Origin of the sequence: Anaeromonas gelatinilytica (assembly GCF_016820635.1) — a bacterium.
GTDB lineage: Bacteria > Bacillota > Clostridia > Tissierellales > SIT17 > Anaeromonas > Anaeromonas gelatinilytica.
Genome location: NZ_WSFU01000134.1, coordinates 33579 through 55173 on the forward strand (window position 1 = coordinate 33579; position 21595 = coordinate 55173).

Below are 21595 nucleotides of genomic sequence, written 5' to 3' on the forward strand. Positions count from 1 at the left end.
TTACCTTTCACTACAAATTATTCTATCACAAAGGTAAAAAATTTACCATCCTACTAATTCTTATATATTGTTAATATTATCCTAAATGTATTACTTCAATATGTGGAGCATAGTCAAACCAGTTTATTTCTGGCTCATAAGCTTTAGAAAATACAACCCTTGTTATCCCTGAAGTTATTATTAATTTTTGGCATTCAGTACAGGGTTGATGAGTAACATAAATAGTAGCACCTTTTCTCTCATCTGGCGTAGTTTCTAATAGACAATTCATCTCTGCATGAATCGTTCTCTTACAATGACCATTTATCATATAACATCCATCATCATCACAATGAGGTAATTTTGCAGGACTACCATTATATCCTGTCCCTTTTATTCGTTTATCCTTTACAATTACAGCTCCCACACGAAGTCTAGGACAAGTACTTCTCTCCGCAACCTTATAAGCAATATCCATAAAATATGCATCCCAATCTTTTCTCATATTTCAACCTCCAAAAGTGGGACAGGGGGACGGTTCCTCTGTCCCATAATTGTATACAAGAATACAAAAGTGGGACAGGAGAACCGTCCCCCTGTCCCATATTATTTGGTACCAAATAATCTATCTCCAGCATCTCCTAAGCCTGGAACTATATAGGCATGATCATTTAATTTTTCGTCTAATCCTGCTAAGTATATATCTACATCAGGATGAGTTTCTTGTACTGATTTTACCCCTTCTGGTGCAGCTATTAAACACATTAACCTAATGTTTCTTGCTCCTCTTTTTTTAAGAGCATCTATTGCTGCGATTGCAGATCCTCCTGTTGCAAGCATAGGATCTGTTACTATAAAATCTCTTTCTTCCACATCTGATGGAAGCTTACAATAATATTCCACTGGTTCTAAGGTATCAGGATCTCTATACAGTCCCACATGTCCTACTTTTGCAGCAGGTAGTAAGCTCAACATTCCTTCTACCATTCCTAATCCAGCTCTCAAAATTGGTACTATTCCTAATTTTTTACCAGATATGATTTGAGATTTCGTTTTTGCTACAGGTGTTTCTATATCTATTTCTTCTAACTCAAGGTTTCTTGTTACTTCATAACCCATTAACATTGCTACTTCCTTCACCAATTCTCTGAATGATTTAGAACCAGTATTTTTATCTCTAATAAAGGTAAGCTTGTGCTTTATTAATGGGTGATCCATCACATATAATTCGCTCATAACACATCTCCTTTCTAAAGGTTTTGTACAATCTCATATATTATAACATATTATTTTCTATATCTATAATTTTATCTACTCTTCTTTCATGTCTTCCACCTTCAAATTCTGCCTTTAAAAAGGAATCTACTATTTCTTTTGCTAAATCTTTCCCTAAAACTCTTCCTCCCAATGCTATTACATTTGCATTATTATGCATACTTGCCATCTTAGCAGAGTACGTATCTGAACATAAAGCACATCTTATTCCTTTAACTTTATTACATGCTATAGAAATACCTATTCCAGTACCACATACTACTATACCTTTATCATATTCACCTTTAGCCACTGCTTCTGATACCTTCTTACCAAAATCAGGATAGTCTACTGAATCCTCTGAATATGTTCCAAAATCTTTAATAGGTATTCCTTTATCTTCTAAATGTTTTCTTATTTCTTCCTTTAACTCAAGACCTCCATGATCACTTCCTACTGCTATTTTCATTATATTCCTCCTATTTATTTTTTATTTTCTTTATCACTTTTTCCAGTGCTTCTCTTATTTCATCTGCATTCTTTCTATATATTTCCACTGAACGACCAAATGGATCTTTTATATCTAAGTCATCTTTTCCATGAGCAAATTCCTTTAATGTATATGTTTTATCCCTTGCATCTTCATATAAATTTAATAATATAATTTTATGGTTATAAGTCATAGTTAATATCAAATCTGCATTTTCTACATCTTTTCTTGTTATTGATTTAGCTCTATGTTTAGAAAGATCTATACCATCTTCCTTCATAATTTCAATTGCATGTTTCGATGCTTTACTTCCATTTATTGCAGATAATCCTCTAGAATGAATATTTATATCTATTTTCTCATCCATATTTTTTACAATATCCTTTAAAACGACCTCTGCCATACTACTTCTACAAGTATTTCCTGTACATACAAAAAGAATATTTCTCAAAAAATCACTCCCTATAGATTTTCTATGTCAAACCCCGCTGCCTTTTCCATTCTGTTCATTATTGCTTTACCTATCCCAAATTTTTCTACCCCTTCTGCTAGGATAATATCCACATTCATTCTATCAAATTCCCTAAGAGAATTAAAGAAATTTGAAGCTATTGTACTTGGATTTTTTCTATCTCCTACAACTATTGTTATATCACAAGGATAACTCCATTTACTTTGTTCTGTAGCTAATATTCCTACCTTTAATCCCTTTTGTGTAAATTCTTGATATAACTTATTTATTCTATTAATCATTTGATGCAATTCTCCGTTTATAATCTTCATTTTAGCATTAGGAGAATAATGCTTATATTTTTGGCCTGGAGATTTAGGAATAATATCCTTGTTTTTTCCTTTTAGAGCAGGATCAACATTAACCTCTGAAAAAACATTTAATAAATCTTCTTCTGTTATTCCTCCGGGTCTAAGTATTGTTGGAATATCTTCTGTAACATCTACTACTGTAGACTCTACTCCTACCCCTGTTCTTCCTCCATCTACTATGGCATCTACTTTACCTTTCAAATCTTCTATTACATGATTTGCGTCAGTAGGACTTGGTCTTCCTGATATATTAGCACTAGGGGCAGCTATTGGTAAATTAGCTAATTCTATGATTTTCCTTGCAATAGCATGATTGGGCATCCTTATAGCTACAGTATCTAATCCTGCTGTTATTATATCAGGGACTTTTTCACATTTCTTCATTATCAATGTAAGAGGGCCTGGCCAAAATTTTTCCATTAAAATATAAGCCTTCTCAGGAATTTCTAAAACTAGATCTTCCAATTGATTAGTATCAGATATATGAACTATCAAAGGATTATCCTGAGGCCTTCCTTTAGCTATAAATATTTTCTTTGTTGCTTCCTCATCCAAAGCATTAGCACCTAATCCATATACTGTTTCTGTAGGTATTGCAACTAGCCCTCCACTTTTAAGAATTTCTGCTGCTTTTTTTAATCCTACTAAATCTTCAGATTTTATTATCATTGTTTCCCTTTTCATTTTATCCCTTCTTACTGCTTTTTCTTCCTTACATATTATATATTATTTTTATCCTTATATCTAGGATATATCCAATACTGATATAACATAATCTATATTTTCACGGAATAGAATTAATTAAGATTCTTTTTTAGAGGTGAAATAATGGAAATATATTTAGCTACACTTATTGGTTTTCTTATCGGCATAATCGGAACCGGACTCGGAGGAACACTCACTATTTTCCTTGTAAATCCAAATAATAAATTTCTTAGTATGCTTTTAGGTCTTACTGCTGGTCTTATGCTTTCTATCATCACTTTTGATTTAATGCCTGAAGCCATAACTTTAGGCGGTTTAACTATAGTTATAATTGGCATTATATTTGGAATAATGTTAGTTTTGTTAATAGAAGATATATTTTATAAAGCAAATAAAAAATGTAAAAACATGAAAGAAGGTTTCTTAAAAACAGGATTACTAATGGGAATAGGCATTGCTCTACATAATCTTCCAGAAGGTTTAGCAATAGGCTCCGGTTTCATGTTTACTTCAGATATTGGAATAAAAGTAGGTATAATTATAGCATTACATAATATTCCTGAAGGAATGGCCATGGCCACTCCTTTAAGAATGAGCGGATTTAGAAAACTCAAAGTAATATTTCTAACATTATTAGCTGGGATTCCTACAGGTATAGGCGCCTTTTTGGGAGCTGTGCTTGGTAATATATCAGATATATTTATTGGACTATGCTTAGCTATAGCCGCTGGAACTATGTTATATATAATCTGTGGAGAACTCATCCCAAATTCTAAAAATATCCACAAAGGAAGAATATCTACATTAGGTTTATCCACAGGTTTTATACTTGGGCTCATACTTATAGAATGTCTATAACTATATACTTGATAAAAGAGTCTTGAAAAAATTTTTTCAAGACTCTTTTATTATTTTAGCTTTATCACTATAAACTTTCTTTAATAATATAGGAGTTATAATTGTCGAAGCCAATACCAACAATACCACTCCAGTAAATACATCTTGACCTATTACATCTATACTTAACCCTAAATTTGCAACGATAAGAGCAACTTCTGCTCTGGGCACCATACCTATTCCTATTTGTAATGATTCTCTAGTAGTAAATTTGGATATCCTACCTCCAACATAACAACCTCCAACTTTTCCTAAAATAGCAGCAGTAATTATCACTACACTGAGTAATACGCTTCCACCTATATTATCTAACTTCACTCCCAACCCAATATTCATAAAAAATATTGGAGTGAATATTGAATAAGCTACTCTTTGTATCTCATGAGAAACTCTATTCCTGTGCGGAGTACAAGAAAATATCACTCCCGTTATATATGCACCAATAATTGCTGCTACACCCAATTCTTCCGCTATAAAAGCTAATGAGAATGAAAATATTAATGCCAATGTCAACAATTTATTCTCTCGATTTACCTTGTCAGAAAATTTAGTCAATGATTTAGAAAATATAACGCCTATTACTAATGATATTACAAAGAAAAATATAATCTTTCCTAATACAAATATAATATTACTATTCTGTGTAGGATCCACTATACCTACTACAAGAGTAACTAATATTATACCTACTACATCATCTATAATAGCCGCTCCTAATATTCCGATCCCTTGACGCGTCCTTAGCTGACCTAATTCTCTAAGGGTTTGTACTGTAATACTCACACTAGTTGCTGTAAGTATTACTCCTACAAATATTGCTTCATTTAATGCTACTGTTCCTTTCAATAATAGTATCCCTATCATTCCTAATATCATGGGTCCTAAGACTCCTCCCAAAGCTATGGAAGTAGAAGATTTACTAGAAGACTTCAAATCATCTAAATCTGTCTCAAGGCCTGCTATGAACATTAGAAGTATGACTCCTATTTGAGCTATTTGCTCTATAAATTCAGTACTTTTTATTATGTTAAGTATTGATGGTCCAATAAGCAATCCAAATATTATTTGTCCTAATACTTGTGGTTGCTTTAATTTACTACTAATATATCCACCTACACTTGCAAAGAATAAAAGCATTGCTATATCCTTTAAGAACATTAAACTACTTTCCATCAGTCATTACCTCCAAAGACAATACTATGAAGATATTATTCTTCAATATTTCTAAGTTTTTCAGTTTGATCACTAGTAATCAATGCATCTATCATTTCTTCTATATCTCCATCTAAGAAATTATCTAGCTTATATACTGTTAAATTAATTCTATGATCAGTTATCCTTCCTTGAGGATAATTGTAAGTTCTGATTCTTTCACTTCTATCTCCAGTTCCCACTTGAATCTTTCTAGCTTCTGCAATTTCAGCATTTTGTTCTGATATTTGTTTTTCATATATTCTAGCCTTTAATACTTTAAAAGCTTTCTCCTTATTTTTTAACTGAGATTTCTCATCTTGCATAGCAACTACTATACCTGTTGGTTCATGAGTAAGTCTAACCGCTGAGTCAGTAGTATTAACACTCTGTCCTCCATTACCTGAAGACCGATATACATCCACACGAACATCATTCATATTTATCTCTACTTCTACATCATCCACCTCAGGTAATACTGCTACTGTAGATGTAGATGTATGAATACGTCCTCCAGATTCCGTAGCTGGAATCCTTTGAACCCTATGAACTCCAGATTCATACTTAAGCTTAGAATAAGCACCCTTACCTTTAATCATAAATACTATTTCTTTAAATCCTCCAATTCCTTGAGTGCTAGTATTCATAATATCTACTTTCCACCCTTGTCTTTCTCCATATCTTGAATACATTCTAAATAAGTCTCCTGCAAAAATACCAGCTTCATCTCCACCAGCCCCTGCACGAATTTCCACTATAACATTTTTATCATCATTAGGATCTTTAGGTATCAAAAGGAATTCTATTTCTTCTTCTAATTTTACTTTTCTTTCATTAAGATCATTTAATTCTTCCTTTACCATTTCTTTGAAATCATCTTCTAATTTATCATTCAACATTTCCTTTGACTCTTTTATTCCTTCGATTACTTCTATATATTCTCTATATTTATTTACTATTGGCTCTATTTCTGCATGTTCTTTTACATATTTCTGCCATTCATTAGTTCTATTTATTATCTCAGGATCACTTATTTTATGATTAAGATCTTTATATTTTTCTTCAAGAAAATCTAATTTTTCTAACATAAATTTCACTCCTACTATTTATTCATTAAATATATATTATATCAAATTATTTCTAATAAGTCGACATCAATAAAGTAAAATTCCTGTTATTCCAGCTCCTATTATACACATAATTGGGTTAATCTTCTTTATTCCTACCAAATAAAACATTGTAATAGCTATTATTACACCTTTAAAATCCGATATTGACTCTCTTCCTACCGAATATAATGCTGATGCCACCAAGCCTAATACTGTAGGTCTTATTCCTCTAAAAATCCAATCTACATATTTTGAATTTTTAAATTTTTCTAGGAAGTGAGCAATAGTTGTTATTATTATAAATGAAGGTAATATTACTGACATAGTAGATACTACTGAGCCTAATACTCCATTTATATTATACCCCAAAAATGTTGCAGCATTTATTGCTATCGGTCCTGGAGTTACTTGAGATATGGCTAACATATCTACAAATTCTCCTGAAGTTATCCAACCATGACTCTCTATTAATTCTTCTTGAATAAAAGGAATCATAGCAAGGCCTCCTCCAAAACTAAATAAACCTATTTTAAAATAAGATAAAAATAGATTTAATAAAACCATACTAATATTCCTCCTTTTCACTATATTTATGTAATAATATAGAACCGATTGCAGCAACTAAAAGTATAAAAATTGGATTTATATTAAATATTCCTATAGCTATAAAAGCTAATACGGGAACTATAAATAATTTTCCCTTTGCTCCTGATGATTTTACCAGACTATATAATGATGCTCCTATCAATCCTACTACAGCTGGAGTCAGGCCCTCAAACACCTTAGACACTATTATATTATCTCTAAACCCATATACAAATTTTGCAATTGTTAATATTATCAAAAATGATGGCATTGCTACACCCAATGCACAAGCTATAGCACCAGAAATTTTTTTTATTTTATTTCCTATAAATATACATGCATTAATAGCCAATGCTCCAGGTGCAGACTGTGCTATAGCTATAGTATCTACGAATTCCTCTTGAGTAAGCCATTTATTATTATCTACAACTTCCTTTTCCAATATAGGAATCATAGCATATCCTCCACCGATAGTAAAAAATCCTATTTTAAAAAATGTCATAAAATATTTAAACAATTCCTTCAATTTATCCTCTCCTTCCCCATACTACTCTATTCCTGTTCTCTAAATCTTTTATTATTTGAATATCAATATATCCATATTTCTCCATTAATTGCTTAACATCATTCCCCTGATTATATCCTATTTCGAAGGCTAATACACCATTATACTTTAATATATCATATCCATTCTTCGATATAAATCTATAAAATTTTAATCCATCTTCTCCTCCATCTAAAGCTAACTTAGGTTCATATTTTGATACCTCTAAAGATAATTCCTTTAAATCTTTCGTAGGTATGTAAGGTGGATTTGATACTAACATATCTAATTTAGTATTTATATCAGGAAATCCCTTTAAAATATCCCTATTTATAAATTCAATTTTATATTCAAGTTCTAAATTTTTTGAATTTTTTCTAGCTATTTCAATGGCTTTATCACTAATGTCCACTGAATAAATATATGAATTATTTATGTAATGGGCAAGACTTAAAGATATAGCTCCGCTTCCTGTCCCTATATCCATGATATTGATTTTTTCTTTGTCCATATTCTTAGATAGTTCAATAAGTTCTTCTATAAGAATCTCCGTATCTGGTCTAGGCACTAATACTCCTTCTTCCACCTTGAAATCAAGACCCATAAATTCCTGATGCCCTAGAATATATTGTAATGGATAGCTAGTGTTTCTTATTTGAATTAACTTTTCATATTCCCTTGAAGTTTCATCATCTACCACATGATTAGGATACGTATAGAGATATGCCCTATCAATGTTTAATAAATGAGACAAAATCAACTCAGATTCCAGCTGTGGATTGTTATATTCTCTTTTTGCTAAATTTTTCAAACCCTCCTTTAATAAATTCTTTATAGTTGCTGTCATAGTATACCTCCCGTTTTGGGACAGGGGACGGTTCTCTGTCCCACTTTTCTTAAAATATAGATTAATTATATCATATTTATTGATTAATTTAGAGAAAGTTAACTTATAACATTTTAATATTATTTTTAAATAAAATTAATGTAACATTGGTTACATCTTTTTATTAATTATATATGTATACTATATTTAAATTAACTTTAAGGAGGTTTTTAAAATGGATATTTTTACTATTATATTTTGGATTATAACTATTTCTTTAACTATAGTAGCCTTAGTTAAAGAAAAAAGAAGAACTTTTGAAGCTATGAAAAAATCTAGAAGTATGATGGGAAATATGCTAGGTCAAATTATAAGTATTATTTTTCTTATAGGATTAATTCTCACTTTTATACCACCAGAATCCATAAAAAGTGTATTAGGATCCTCCAATGTAATATCCGGAACTATAATTTCTGGATTAGCCGGAGCTATAACTCTTATTCCCGCATTTGTAGCATTTCCATTGGTAGGTTCCCTTGTGACAGCAGGAGCTAGTATTATTCCAGCCGCTGCTTTCTTAACAACATTAACCATGGTAGGATTTGTTACATTTCCTTTAGAAAAGAAAGAATTTGGTACTAAATTTGCGTTGTCGAGAAATTTATTGAGCTTTATTTTTGCTTTAATAATTGCAATGATGATTGGAGTGATTTTATGAAAATTTTAAATTTCATTAAAAATAACAAACTAATTTCCTTCGTTTCATTAGTCTATCTTATACTTCTTATATTTAATAGTGATAAATTTATGGAATCTATAAGTAATTCCAGTTATTATCTTTTAGAAATGATTCAAATTTTACCGGCAATATTTTTATTGACAGCCATTATTGATACTTTAATTCCTAAAAAAGTAATTGTAAATAGAATGGGAGAGAACTCTGGTTTCTCAGGATATATACTTTCCTTAGTATTAGGAAGTATCTCTGCAGGACCAATCTATGCAGCATTTCCTATAGCTAAAACCCTTCTCTCAAAGGGAGCTGGCATTTCAAATATCGTAATTATATTAAGTGCCTGGGCTGTCGTGAAGGTACCAATGCTATTAAATGAAGTAAAATTTCTTGGAATAGATTTCATGATTGTAAGATGGATATTAACTGTAATTGCTATATTTACTATGGGTTATATAACATCTAGAATTGTAAAGAAAGAAGATTTGCCGAAGGAAAAAAGTAATAGTAATGAAGGTATTCTTAAAATAAATGATGATTACTGTATTGGTTGTGGATTATGCGTAAAAACACTTCCAGAAATATATGAAATGAAAAATAAAAAAGCCATTGTAAAAAATTCTAACCCAAGTAAAAAAGTATATGATTCAATAGATAAAACAATTCAAAAGTGCCCGACTCAAGCCATTAAATTTAAATAGTGGGACATGGGGACGGTTCTGGTGTCCCACTTATCGCAAGTTTCGACATGTCCTCCTATTCCCTATTCATTAGATTCAATATATTTCTCATATCTTTAACATTTATTTGCCCTGGTGCAGAAGCTTTCTTTGCTGCTGCAAATGTCATACATGAACCAAATAATCCACATGCTAACCTAGAAATTATTCCTAGCTGTCCCATAGAAATTGTTATAGTGGGACGGTCTCTCTTATTTCTTTTCATTTCTAATGTTGCGTTTAGAAGAGTAAGTACATCCTCTTCATACCTTGGCATTACAGCTATCTTAGTAATATCTGCACCATATTCCTGCATTTTAACCAATCTATTTATTATTTCTTCTTTTGGTGGGGTTTTATGGATATCATGATTTGACATGATAACTTTTACATCATTTTCTTTAGCAAAGGCAATAAGGTTATTTATTTTATCTTCATTGCTAAATAGCTCCACATCTACAAGATCAACTAATCCACTTTCAATAACAACATGATTTAGTTCAAAATATTTATCCTCTGGCATTTCATGCTCTCCACCTTCTTTTTTAGTTCTGAAGGTAAATAATAATGGCCTATTATATATTTTTCTAATTTCCTTTAATAATTCTTTAATATTACTAAAATCCTCTACATCTTCATAGAAATCAACTCTAAATTCCACTAAATCAAAATCTACAGAATGAAGATATTTACCTTCTTTTAATATGTCCTCTTTAGTTTTTCCTACTAATGGTACACAAATCTTTGGTAATCCTTCATTAAATATTATATCTTTAACTTTTACTGTTTTCATATGGTTGTCTCCTCGCTACTTCTTTTATCCAACCTGCACCATCACCATTTAATATTTTTGTTCCAATTTCATTTATATTATACTCTTTAGATATTTCAGCTTCCCTTATTTCTCTCTTACCCCTATTCTCGCTTTCTCTATCTTTCCCTTGCATACTTATCCATACTCCATCTATTTCTTCAAATAGTATTTTTGTTTCTTTTTCACCTTGTAGCTTATTTTCTTTATTTAAATTATTTTCTTCTTTTTCTTTTTGCTCAATCTTTTCTCCTGAATCTTGTACTATATTCCAAGCAGCTGTATGACTTATAGTCTAAAAGACAGGATTGATTCCTGCTTTTTTAGTCTTTAGGTTCGGGTCACTTTTGTAGATATACCTTCATAAACAAATTTCCTAAATGTTCCGTTGACTATTCCTATGATCGATAAATTTTTTCTTAGAATTGAATTTAAAACAACTCAAAAAGCAAATCCCTATCCTAACTTACTTCTATATATTTCAATTCACCCTTGGTGTCCAATACATTAATAAAATCCTGTAAATCTTTGAACATTATTAATATATATCCTCATTTCTATTCATTTTCATATCTAAATCCTAATACATCAATCAGTATTTTACAAGTGTTTATGCCTGTTTGGCAATGCCTTTACTTCTACACAAGAGCGTGCTGGAGCATTTTTTGCACTTATAGTTTCATTTTATTCCTCTCATATAATGGTAGAATAACACAATTGTTTCTTAAGATTTATATATTTCTATAAATATAGTCTCTATTTCTTCATGTTATAGTATGAAATATAATCCTTTTCAGGTATTAATTTCCCACCAGTTGCCCAAACAATTTGAATTGCATTATCTATATATTTTTCTAAATCATGCAATGATATATATTCTTTTGCAGCTTTATTACTACTTAAAAACAATGGCCCAGAAAATCCAGCACATGCTGAAGGCTCCAATTTGATATTCTCTGTATCTTTAATATCACGTAGGAAATTAAATAATTTTTCATCTTCTATTGTATAAATTCCGCTTATTATAGGCTCTACTGTTTTTCCTACAAAACTAGAAGGTTTGCCTACAGCCAACCCATCTGCTATAGTTTTATTATCTAGTCCTATATCCTTAACACTTATTTTATCATGTAATTTAGTAGCCAGGCCTAATAGCATACATGGTGAGTGTGTTGGCTCTGCAAAAAACATGTGTACATTATCGCCAAAAGTAATTTTTAATCCATAAGCTATACCACCTGGTCCTCCACCAACTCCACATGGTAAATATACAATAAGAGGAGTCTCTTGATTAATATTAATATTTTGGCGTTCCAACTGAACTTTAAGTCTATTAGCAGCAACTGAATACCCAAGAAAAAGATCTTCTGAATTTTCGTCGTCTACAAAATGGCTTTTAGGGTCATTTTCTGATAATTTTCGTCCATTTTCCACAGCAAAGCTATAATCTGAATCATACTCTATTACCTTTACCCCTTTTGATCTAAGCAAATCTTTTTTCCACTGTTTAGCATCATTAGACATATGAACAATTACCTTAAAGCCGATCTTAGCGCTCATGATTCCTATGCTTAATCCTAAATTCCCAGTTGAGCCTACTTGAATTGTATATTGACTAAAAAAATCTTTAGATTTTTGCAGTGATAGCTCCGAATAATCACTGTCTTTAGTTATTAAACCATTTTCTAATGCCAAATGTTCGGCATACTTTAGCACCTCGTATATTCCTCCACGAGCTTTTATTGAGCCGGCAACAGCCAAATTATTATCCTGTTTGATGAATAATTTCCCATTTATTTTTGAATTATATCTGTCTTCCATATGAGACTGCATGTTAGGAATAAAAGTTAATTCCGAATCAATAATTCCACCATTGCTCCTTGTCTCTGAAAATTCTTGAATAAAGTATTTAGAAAACCTTGTCAATCTCTTTTCAGCATCTGAAATTTTCTCTTCTGCTATTGGCAATTCATCTTTGAGCATTTGAAAGGGCTGCAATGAATTATTAATCCAAAAAACTTCATTATATCTTTTTAGCTGAGACATTAACGATTCGTTTTCCATGTTAATACCATTCGTTGCCATATGTTTTCCTCCTCTTACGTCAGCTTACCAGTTTAAGTAAGCAATCTTTTATCCAATTGATAATACTACAGATGTCTGTATTATATATAGACAAAGTTGGAACCATTTAATACAAATGATTCCAACTTAAGCTTAATCTATTTTTACACTACTTTTGTTTTTATCATACACAAAGATTACTCTATTTGCAAGTATACCTAATGCTACTGCTAAGATTGTAACAAGTCCAGAATTTAATTCTAATATATTCCCTGAGAATAAGAGAATAACAGCAATGCATGCAATGGTTAATAACCCGCCTCTCGGATTTTTCAATAATAAGTCAATATAAATAGAACCGAATAGAGCTGGCAAGATATAATTAAAAGCATCAAGTACAGCTTGTGGAAGTAATGGAACAACTCTACCGCCAATTAAAGTGAATAACATAATAGCTGCTACAGATACAAATACTGAAGTACAAGTTGCTAAATTTGCAATTACTTTTCCTTCATGAGTATCTGCTTCATATTCTGCACTTTTTAGCGCCATATTCGCTGAAGTCATACGTATATCCCCTACAGAACCTGCTAACCATCCTACATAAGATCCTGCTACTCCTACAGTAGGAAAATATGCAGTTGGTTGTACAATCCAGCTAATACCATATGTTGCTGCTACAAGTCCCCATAGTTTAAAAATACCTGATAATCCAGGAAAAGTTCCATATTTTGCAGAAATATAAATCGGTGGAATAAAATTAGCAATGCAAGCATATATCATAGCACCTATACCAAACTTTACAAGTGTTCTGTAATATTTATTCTGTACATCCATTATATAGCTCCTCCTCTATATTTTTATAATATATTTTTACTTAAATAAAATCTGAGCTACTGCCATTCCTACTATCATTGAAATTCCTAATGATACTTCTTTTAATCTCTTATTATTTGGAAATGCTTTTGTAATAATCAAAGTAACAACTGCTGCAGCTAATACAGCTACTATTTTCTGATAGTTAACATTACTACTAGTTCTAGATATTAATTGACTAGTTAGCAAATAACCAAATAGTCCTAGTGTTGACCCTGCAAGTAGCATTTTAATCCATTTAGAGTCAAATTTTGAATAAAGCAGTTCTACTCCTTTGTCCATACGGTGTGTAAGTGCTAAAACAACAAATAACCATCCAAAATTATTTAATGCCATTGCCCATAGCGAAGATGTAAATGCTTCTATTCCAAAACTTGCTGTGCCAGCTTCTGCACCTACAGCATTTGCTGCCATAGAAATTACTGCTATTTCTGTTCTTCCTGCTCCTACATCTGAAAGTCTCATCCAAGTTGTAGGTGCTCCAACAAGGGCAACCATAGATAATAGAATAATAACTGGTGAAATTGAAGGACCAATGGCTGAAATAGCTGCAGATCTAATGCCTGCTCCATAGCGCTCTTTTGGAATTTGAATTCTTTTTGCTTCCTTTAGTCCAGTATTAAAAAATATTACTGCCATTGCAGCAACTGCAATTACCATTAATGCAGATGCAAGCCATAGCCCTGGGCTATTAACAATTTGTTCTAATTCACTGCTCATTTGATTTCCTCCTCAAATAAAATTTATTACTATTTCTTATAATAGCTAACATGGATATGCTTTACCTATTATAAACTTCATCTATTGATCTTTTCCTGTGTCAAATGAATCTATATTCACTACTGCAGCTGTATATAATTTTGTTCTTTCAAAAATGGAATCTACAATAGCATATTCTCTTTCAGTATGATTCCATTGTCCTCTAACTCCACATGAACAAATAGTAGGTACACCTGCCATTGTAGTGGATGCTGCATCTGAACCTCCACCTAAGGTTCTCCCATTAATTTCATCAAGATCATATTTTGCTGCCACTTCTTTTACAAAGTTAAAGAAGCTTAGACCTTCACTTGTTCTCTCAAATACATCAAGCTTATTTAAATAAGAGTAAGTTGTAGTTGTACCTTCTATGTAAGTAGCTTCACATGCTTTTTTGAACCCTTCTAATAGTTTTTCTTTTTCAGCCAGACTTGTATAACGCATGTCCACAACAACTTCACAATGAGCAGGTACAGCATTTGGTATGGTGCCACCTTTTATAGTACCGATATTCACCGTTGTTCCAACATCTATATCTGTGATATTATGCAAATCAATAATTTTATATGCCATTTCTACGATAGAGCTTCTACCACCTTGAAAGTCATTCCCTGAATGTGTTTCTACTCCATCTACTCTAATGCTATATCTCAAGCATCCTTTTCTTCCTATGCAAAGATAATTATCAATTAACCCTGTTTCCATATTAAAGGCACATAAACATCCCTTTGCTTCTTCTTCCATCACCTCAGCACCTTTAGAAAATGTATGATTGATTTCCTCATCTCCTGAAAAACAAAACTTGATTGGTCTTTCTTTATAGCCCATACGATTTAATGTTTTTACGACATTTAAAGCTATTAATATTCCGCCTTTCATGTCAAGCACGCCTGGTCCATAAGCTTTTCCATCCTTAATAAGGAAAGGGTTTTCCTCAAACATACCAGTAGGAAACACCGTATCCATATGACCACAAAATAATATTGGCTTTCCTGGTCTGTCTTTCCCTAGTATCCCGACTAATGTATCAGCATTGCGTCCAACCTCAACATATTTACACTCAAATCCTTCCTTTTCCATCTCATACTTTAGAAAATCAGAAAATCTTTTTACAGCTGGTAAATCTCCGCTCCAGCTTTCTCGGTTGACAAATTCTTTGTAAAGATCCATTACTTCATCTTTACGAGTATCAACTTCCTCAAAAGCTTTTTTTAAATCATAATTCATTAAACAGTACCTCCTTTTCCGCATCTTATAAGTAGCTCATCCCATCTTCTATCAACTTCATTTTGTATTTCCCGAATCCACATCTCATTTCCTTTTTTAAACAGATGTTTAAACCTTCCTTGAGACTTCAGAAATTCTTCAATAGGTAGCTTCTTATTTGGTTTATAAGTTAACTTCCACTTACCATCTTCTATTTCAAATAGGGGCCAAAAACAAGTTTCTACAGCTAGAACACATATTTTCATTAATTCTTCAGCAGGATATCTCCAACCCCTTGGACATGGTGCCATTATGTTGAAAAATACGGCTTTGCTTTTATATATAGCTTTCTCTGCTTTTTCGTGCAAGTCCTTGAAATTGCTAATAAACGTAGTTTGAGCGACATACGGTATATTATGAGCTGCTATGACATGCCATCTTATTTCAATAGTGCCTAGCATTTTTTTCCTCCTCTCATTTAGTAAGCTTCTTTAGATTCATTATTACAGCAGCAATTAATTTTGATCTTTCAAATAATGACTCAACTAAAGCGTATTCTCTAACAGTATGATTCCATTCACCGCGAATCCCAAACGAACATATTACTGGAGTTCCTGCTATAGTAACATATGCTGCATCTGAAACTCCACCTAATTTTCTAGAATTTAGTTTTTCAAAACCAAATTCTTGTGCAGTTTCATTTACATAGTTGTAGAAATTCATAACACCCTCTGTAGTTTCATAAGCGTTCATTGCACCTACAAATTCACATTTAGTTTTTGTTCCTGGAACGTAAGTTTTCTCACAAACATCTATAATATTTTCCTTAATCTTACTCATCTCATCCATTTTTTCAAATCTTACATCAAGCTCTATTTTACATTCCTTTGGTACTGCATTAGCTATAGTTCCCCCGTCTATTTTACCAACGTTAAACGTTGTCCCAATTTCCAAATTTGTTAGTTTTCGAAAAGCAATGGTTTTATAAGCAACCTCTTCAATTGCATTTATCCCACTTGAAAAATCATTACCAGCATGTGCTTCTATTCCCTCAACACTAATATGAGCTTCAATTCGGCCTTTTCTACCAACACATAGGCTATTGTCAATTAATCCAGTTTCCATATTAAATGCACAGATTCCACCTTTAGCTTCTTCTAAAATAATCTCAGCACCATTAGAGCCCATATGGCTTACTTCCTCATCCCCTGAATAAACAATTTTTATTGGTCTTTCATTGTATCCAATACTATTCAGAGCTTTTATGACATACAATGAAATAATTATTCCGCCTTTCATATCTAAAACACCAGGTCCATATATTTTACCATCAACAATCTTAAAGAGATCCTTCCCAAAGGTACCATTTCGCAAAGCTGTATCCATATGCCCAGAAAATATTACAGGTTCACCTTGCCTGTCATCACCTAATATTCCTACAAGTGTTTTTCCATTACCACCTACATCAACTAGCTTGCAAATAAAGCCTTCTTTTTCAAATTCGCTTTTTAGTCTTTCTGCAAAAACGTTAACTGACTCAGGTTCTCTTCCACAGCTTTCTATATTTACAAATTCGCGATACAATTCTAAAATATTTTCTTTATTATTATCAATATACTGGTAAATTAAATCTAATTTTTCTTTCATTACCATTCTCCCCTTTCAAATAATTAAAATTGTTATTTTCTTTGTTTATAGATAAGCAATATCAAAATACAATGAGCACCAAACTTACATGAAAGTACTTTCACCTCCTTAAAATCTAGACTTCATATACTATTTGTAACTAACTACCTTTACCCCCTCATTTCTTATTGCCTTTACTAATTCTCCTAAATATTTACTTAAAGGAGTCTTGTAATCTCTTGAAGGCTTTTCTTTTTCAAGAATTTCATATTTTTCATCTCCAAATGAATGATAAGGCAGCAGCTCAATTTTGGGTTCTCTTATATTTTCTCTAACAAATTTTGCTGTTTTTATTATATTTTCCATATCAGAGTTTACACCAACAATTACTGGTATGCGGATTACCATGGGCACATTTAATTCATTTACGGATTTTATATTGCTCAATATTTTCTTATTGCTTACTCCTGTAAAAAATTTATGTTCTTCGTCGTCCATATGCTTGATGTCGATAAATATTAGATTTAGTTTCTTCAAAATATCTTTTACTTCATCAAATTTAAAATATCCTGAAGTTTCAATAGCTAAGTTCACACCTTTGTCATAAAGTTTGTATACAAGCTCTCTTAATATATCTTGTTGTAGAGTTGCTTCTCCTCCAGAAAAAGTAACTCCTCCACCTGAATATCTATAAAATATTCTTTGCTTCTCGATTATAGATAATATGTCACTAGTGCTGTAACGATATATCAGTTTGTTTCTCTTGCAAGCTTCAAGTCCACTAATATTAACATGGCTCTCTGGATTAGAGCACCATTTACATCTGAGGGGACAGCCTGCTAAGAAAATAATTGTTCTTATTCCATTACCATCATTAACAGAAAAATTTTGTGGTTCCATAAAATATCCAGTAATATTAGCCATTTATTTCCCTCTTTTACTAAGCACAAATATTGAAGTGAAAGCATTGCTAAAAACTATGTCTATACCCAAATTAACGTTCTCTAATATTTTCCATGAGCTGTTCTTGCAATTATAGCATCCTGCATTGCTCTAGATAAGTTAACAAATTGTGTACTATATCCAGCAACTCTAACTAATAAATTTTTATAATATTCTGGTCTTTCTTGAGCCTTACGCAATGTTTCAGTAGATATTGTATTGAATTGAACATGAAAAGCTCCAAGAGCAAAGAAGGATTGAATCATAGACCCTAAATTGCTTTGACCTCTCTTAGTATTTACTAAATCTTCATTCAACCTTAAATTCAATAATGTTCCGCCGGAATGAACATCTTGATTGAGCTTTGCTGCGGAACGCATGGCTGCTAAAGGAGTAGAGGTATCAGAGCCAGCGAATGGCGATACTCCCTCAGATAATGGTTCTTTAGCTTTTCTCCCACATGGAGTTGCTCCAACTACCTTTCCAGTTGGCAAATAGTTAGAGATTCCCATAAAAGCAGTATTGAAGCTGTTGCCGTTTATATCTTTATGTGCATGTCCAACATTATAATAATGATTTGCTATCTCAATAGCTATATTATCTACATAGTCAATATCGTTGCCATACTTTGGAACAGCTAAAGCTAGTTCTCGTAATTCCTCGTGGCCTTCCCAATTAGCATCAAGTGCATTGATAAGGTTTTCCATGGTTGTAGCTTTATCTTCAAATACTAACTTCTTAATAACAGCCAAAGAATTAGCAGTAACTGCAAGACCTATACCAGTTAGTACTGGTCCCAAATTATATTTAGCACCTGCGTCAACTAAGTCTTTACCCTGCACCATGCACTCTTCTATACAAGATGATAGGAAAGGTCTAGGAACCATTTCTTTATGAAGTTTTTGTGCTATTAAAGTAGCAACAACTGAATGCTCAACTAAATTATCGAACTGCTTATAAAAGCCTCTTTTAACCTCTTCATAAGTTTCAAATGTCTTTGGATCTTTTTCATCTAACCCTATTTTTTCATTTGTTATTCTGCTTACACCTTGATTTAGTGCAAATTCTAATGCAGTGGTGAAATTAATGTTAACTGCTGATGTCCATTCACCTGTTTTCCTGAAATGTGGTACTACACAACCGCAGTTATTCCAATCCCTTGCATCCTCTGGCTCATACCCTGCATTAATAAGCATCTGATATCCTGCATTATCACTATGAATGGCCGGAAATCCAGTACCCTTACTTACCAAATGAGTTACAGCTTCTAAAAATTCATTTGGGCAATTTTGATGGATTCTAACACTAAGCCCTGGTTGATGAGTTTTTACTCTTTCAGTAGCCTTCAAACACATGTACGAAAGATCATTAGTAGCATCTTTTCCATCTCTTGCTTTGCCGCCAACTGTTAAATTTTGAAATTGATTGTACCCAGCAAAAAATTCTGCTGTGTTTGCTGAAATTGTCCATACCCATTCAGAAAGTTTTATCCAATAAGCTTCAATTAGCTCTTGTATTTCATCCTTATTCATGATTCCATTATCTATATCAGATTTATAATATGGGTACATAAATTGATCAAATCTACCTACATTTAGTGCCAATGGATTCTCAGATATTATTCCTCCAAGTTGTACAACCCAAGCAAATTGTACAGCTTCATAAAAAGTAGCTGGTGGATTTTCTGGCACTTTACTGCAAATCTTTGCTATATTTAAAAGTTCTTTTTTCCTTAATTCATCCTTTTCCTCTTTTGCTAACTCTTTTGCTTTTTCAGAATGTCTATTTGCAAAAGTTATGATTCCCTCTGATGTAATAATAATGGAATTGTAGAAAGCTTTCTTCTTTAGATCTTCAGCTGATGTATTCGATAGCTTTGATAATTTTTCTTTAGCCTCTCTGATTATTCCACCAAACCCTTTCTTAAACAAAACATCTTGGTAATCTGGTGTTATTTCACCAACAGCTTGTCTCCATTTAGAATCACTATCTACGATACCCGTATCAACAACAACCTTTGCGGTTTCTTTAGGCAATTGTTTCAAAAATGCTTCTTCCAAAGATTTTCCTTTCCAGTATGGAAATATTTCTTTTCTTAAATATGTTCTTTGCTCATTCGTCATAATATAAGGGTCTTGTGTCCTTTTATCAAAATTATCCATTTCTCTATCTACCCAAGTCCATGAAAATTCAGGTGTCAAAATACCACATTTCCTAAATTCGCCAATGGTCCCTACTATGAGCTCACCTTCAAAAATTTTTATTTCAATTTGTTCACAGGTGTCTCTAAAAGCCTTAGCTCTCCTAATAGGTACTGACTCCCCCTCTGTCATTTTATGAGATTCAGTCCAGATTCTAGCTCTTTCACAAGAAATAGCAGGCTTAGAATTTAAATAATTTTGTCTTGCTTTTTCGATTCTATTTGTAACCATCATCAAAGTTCCTCCCTTCAAACAATTGCTTTTTACTTTAACATTTTTTATACGTTATAACATACAAACAGGTAAAAATTATTCAGAATATTTCTTAAAAAACATTCTGAATAACCTTTAATAGCTGACTATATTCTGAAAAACTACTTCTGTGTCACATATGTTGCTGTATGTGTGTTCCCTGCTTGGTTTGAATGCTAATGCAGATGGAGCAACAAGTTCAAAATCCTCTTCATCTACCGTCAATAGAAGTGTCCCTTTAGTTACAACAACATATTCATTTTTTGCATTCTCATGAGGTGTAGACACATGCCTTGCTCCAGGAAGCATCTTTATATAAAAATATTCAAATCCAGTTATGGGGTTGTAAGGAAATACATCATATAAAATCATTCTCTTATCAGCTTCATATACTGGTTCTAAATTATCTAAAGATATTGGCTCGTAATCATTAGATTCAATACTTAATAACTCAGAAAATGAAATTTTTAAACCAGTTGCTATCTTCCACAATACTGATATAGTGGGATTTGATTCACCTCTTTCAATTTGACCCAGCATAGCTTTACTTACAGAAGTCAGGTTAGAAGTCTGTTCTAATGTCAGCCCTCTTTCAAATCGTACTTTTTTCAAAACTGCACTTATGTTGGATAATGGATCAGTCATAAAATAAAACACCTCTACAATTTTTAACCAAAGTATCACCTATATTACAATAATTATATAAAATTGTTTATAAATAAGCAATATCAAAATTTGAATAAAAAGAACGTCCATGCATGGTAAGCCAAATTCAATGAACATTTCGTATTTTGAACTTGATTATCTATAATACTTCATATTATTTCTGTTATATTATACATTATACGTAATAACATATTTCTTAGTAGAGTTTATCACTTAAATTGCTATTTGTCAACACCATTTTGTAAATTAACTTTTATGGTGATGAAGATAATCTTTGGCTTAATAATTAAGGAGTTAATTTAGTCATATCTGCTAAAGCTTTAATTGATAATTTTTTT

At 32.1% G+C, this 21595-nt stretch carries 24 protein-coding genes; 3 read left to right on the forward strand and 21 right to left on the reverse strand.

Going from position 1 to position 21595, the window contains the following annotated elements; translation table 11 throughout:
• Positions 1-76: 76 nt before the first annotated feature.
• The 5 genes from GOQ29_RS12560 to GOQ29_RS12580 all read right to left on the reverse strand — a co-directional run bounded on the left by GOQ29_RS12560 (position 77) and on the right by GOQ29_RS12580 (position 3229).
• On the reverse strand, positions 77-484 hold the full coding sequence (locus GOQ29_RS12560; RefSeq protein WP_203373012.1) for a deoxycytidylate deaminase: 408 nt from the start codon (positions 482-484) through the stop codon (positions 77-79).
• A 101-nt stretch (positions 485-585) separates the two neighbouring features.
• Positions 586-1215 carry a uracil phosphoribosyltransferase gene (gene upp / locus GOQ29_RS12565; protein WP_203373013.1) on the reverse strand — a complete coding sequence of 210 codons (630 nt, stop codon included), beginning with the start codon at positions 1213-1215 and terminating at the stop codon, positions 586-588.
• A gap of 40 nt (positions 1216-1255) precedes the next feature.
• On the reverse strand, positions 1256-1702 hold the full coding sequence (gene rpiB / locus GOQ29_RS12570; RefSeq protein WP_203373014.1) for a ribose 5-phosphate isomerase B: 447 nt from the start codon (positions 1700-1702) through the stop codon (positions 1256-1258).
• A gap of 10 nt (positions 1703-1712) precedes the next feature.
• Entirely contained in the window at positions 1713-2174 is a 462-nt protein-coding gene (locus tag GOQ29_RS12575) for a low molecular weight protein arginine phosphatase (RefSeq protein ID WP_252187623.1), read from the reverse strand.
• A gap of 11 nt (positions 2175-2185) precedes the next feature.
• Positions 2186-3229, reverse strand: a complete 1044-nt coding sequence (locus GOQ29_RS12580; RefSeq protein WP_203373015.1) for an L-threonylcarbamoyladenylate synthase — start codon at positions 3227-3229, stop codon at positions 2186-2188.
• Between the two features lie 144 nt (positions 3230-3373).
• Here GOQ29_RS12580 and GOQ29_RS12585 point away from each other — a divergent pair, with 144 nt between their 5' ends.
• Positions 3374-4108, forward strand: coding sequence for a ZIP family metal transporter (locus GOQ29_RS12585; protein WP_207750716.1), 735 nt, complete (start codon positions 3374-3376; stop codon positions 4106-4108).
• A gap of 36 nt (positions 4109-4144) precedes the next feature.
• Here the strand turns inward: GOQ29_RS12585 and GOQ29_RS12590 are convergent, their stop codons facing one another.
• The 5 genes from GOQ29_RS12590 to prmC all read right to left on the reverse strand — a co-directional run bounded on the left by GOQ29_RS12590 (position 4145) and on the right by prmC (position 8423).
• Positions 4145-5320 (reverse strand): cation:proton antiporter, encoded by a 1176-nt coding sequence (locus GOQ29_RS12590; protein WP_203373016.1) that lies wholly within the window; start codon positions 5318-5320, stop codon positions 4145-4147.
• A gap of 35 nt (positions 5321-5355) precedes the next feature.
• Positions 5356-6426: a peptide chain release factor 1 gene (gene prfA / locus GOQ29_RS12595; protein ID WP_203373017.1), complete on the reverse strand. Its 1071-nt coding sequence runs from the start codon at positions 6424-6426 to the stop codon at positions 5356-5358.
• Positions 6427-6492: 66 nt separating this feature from the next.
• Positions 6493-7011, reverse strand: a complete 519-nt coding sequence (locus GOQ29_RS12600; protein WP_203373018.1) for a chromate transporter — start codon at positions 7009-7011, stop codon at positions 6493-6495.
• Between the two features lies 1 nt (position 7012).
• A complete protein-coding gene (locus tag GOQ29_RS12605) occupies positions 7013-7558 on the reverse strand; it encodes a chromate transporter (protein WP_203373019.1) in 546 nt (181 codons plus the stop codon).
• A 1-nt stretch (position 7559) separates the two neighbouring features.
• The gene (gene prmC / locus GOQ29_RS12610; RefSeq protein ID WP_203373020.1) at positions 7560-8423 is read right to left on the reverse strand and encodes a peptide chain release factor N(5)-glutamine methyltransferase; all 864 of its coding nucleotides are present in this window, start codon (positions 8421-8423) and stop codon (positions 7560-7562) included.
• A gap of 214 nt (positions 8424-8637) precedes the next feature.
• Between prmC and GOQ29_RS12615 the strand changes: the two genes are divergently transcribed.
• Together GOQ29_RS12615 and GOQ29_RS12620 are read left to right on the forward strand one after the other, a co-directional pair.
• Positions 8638-9120, forward strand: a complete 483-nt coding sequence (locus GOQ29_RS12615; RefSeq protein ID WP_203373021.1) for a permease — start codon at positions 8638-8640, stop codon at positions 9118-9120.
• The gene (locus GOQ29_RS12620) at positions 9117-9836 is read left to right on the forward strand and encodes a permease (protein WP_203373022.1); all 720 of its coding nucleotides are present in this window, start codon (positions 9117-9119) and stop codon (positions 9834-9836) included. Before GOQ29_RS12615 ends, GOQ29_RS12620 begins: the two co-directional genes overlap by 4 nt.
• A gap of 55 nt (positions 9837-9891) precedes the next feature.
• On the opposite strand, the gene aroD is transcribed toward GOQ29_RS12620, so the two are convergent.
• From aroD to GOQ29_RS12675, 11 genes are all read right to left on the reverse strand, one after another.
• Entirely contained in the window at positions 9892-10647 is a 756-nt protein-coding gene (aroD, locus tag GOQ29_RS12625) for a type I 3-dehydroquinate dehydratase (RefSeq protein WP_203373023.1), read from the reverse strand.
• Entirely contained in the window at positions 10628-10801 is a 174-nt protein-coding gene (locus tag GOQ29_RS12630; protein ID WP_203373024.1) for a hypothetical protein, read from the reverse strand. Before GOQ29_RS12630 ends, aroD begins: the two co-directional genes overlap by 20 nt.
• 620 nt (positions 10802-11421) lie before the next feature.
• On the reverse strand, positions 11422-12750 hold the full coding sequence (gene dsdA, locus GOQ29_RS12635; protein WP_203373025.1) for a D-serine ammonia-lyase: 1329 nt from the start codon (positions 12748-12750) through the stop codon (positions 11422-11424).
• 132 nt (positions 12751-12882) lie between these two features.
• Positions 12883-13566 carry a hypothetical protein gene (locus GOQ29_RS12640; protein ID WP_203373026.1) on the reverse strand — a complete coding sequence of 228 codons (684 nt, stop codon included), beginning with the start codon at positions 13564-13566 and terminating at the stop codon, positions 12883-12885.
• A gap of 36 nt (positions 13567-13602) precedes the next feature.
• Entirely contained in the window at positions 13603-14325 is a 723-nt protein-coding gene (locus GOQ29_RS12645; protein ID WP_203373027.1) for a DUF5058 family protein, read from the reverse strand.
• An 81-nt stretch (positions 14326-14406) separates the two neighbouring features.
• The gene (locus GOQ29_RS12650) at positions 14407-15591 is read right to left on the reverse strand and encodes a M20 family metallopeptidase (RefSeq protein ID WP_203373028.1); all 1185 of its coding nucleotides are present in this window, start codon (positions 15589-15591) and stop codon (positions 14407-14409) included.
• Positions 15591-16031: a hypothetical protein gene (locus GOQ29_RS12655; protein ID WP_203373029.1), complete on the reverse strand. Its 441-nt coding sequence runs from the start codon at positions 16029-16031 to the stop codon at positions 15591-15593. Before GOQ29_RS12655 ends, GOQ29_RS12650 begins: the two co-directional genes overlap by 1 nt.
• A 13-nt stretch (positions 16032-16044) precedes the next feature.
• Positions 16045-17217: a M20 family metallopeptidase gene (locus tag GOQ29_RS12660; protein WP_203373030.1), complete on the reverse strand. Its 1173-nt coding sequence runs from the start codon at positions 17215-17217 to the stop codon at positions 16045-16047.
• A 129-nt stretch (positions 17218-17346) separates the two neighbouring features.
• A complete protein-coding gene (locus GOQ29_RS12665; protein ID WP_203373031.1) occupies positions 17347-18120 on the reverse strand; it encodes a glycyl-radical enzyme activating protein in 774 nt (257 codons plus the stop codon).
• Positions 18121-18200: 80 nt separating this feature from the next.
• Positions 18201-20573 (reverse strand): glycyl radical protein, encoded by a 2373-nt coding sequence (locus tag GOQ29_RS12670; protein WP_350446025.1) that lies wholly within the window; start codon positions 20571-20573, stop codon positions 18201-18203.
• Positions 20574-20687: 114 nt separating this feature from the next.
• Entirely contained in the window at positions 20688-21203 is a 516-nt protein-coding gene (locus tag GOQ29_RS12675) for an XRE family transcriptional regulator (protein ID WP_252187624.1), read from the reverse strand.
• Positions 21204-21595 lie beyond the last annotated feature (392 nt).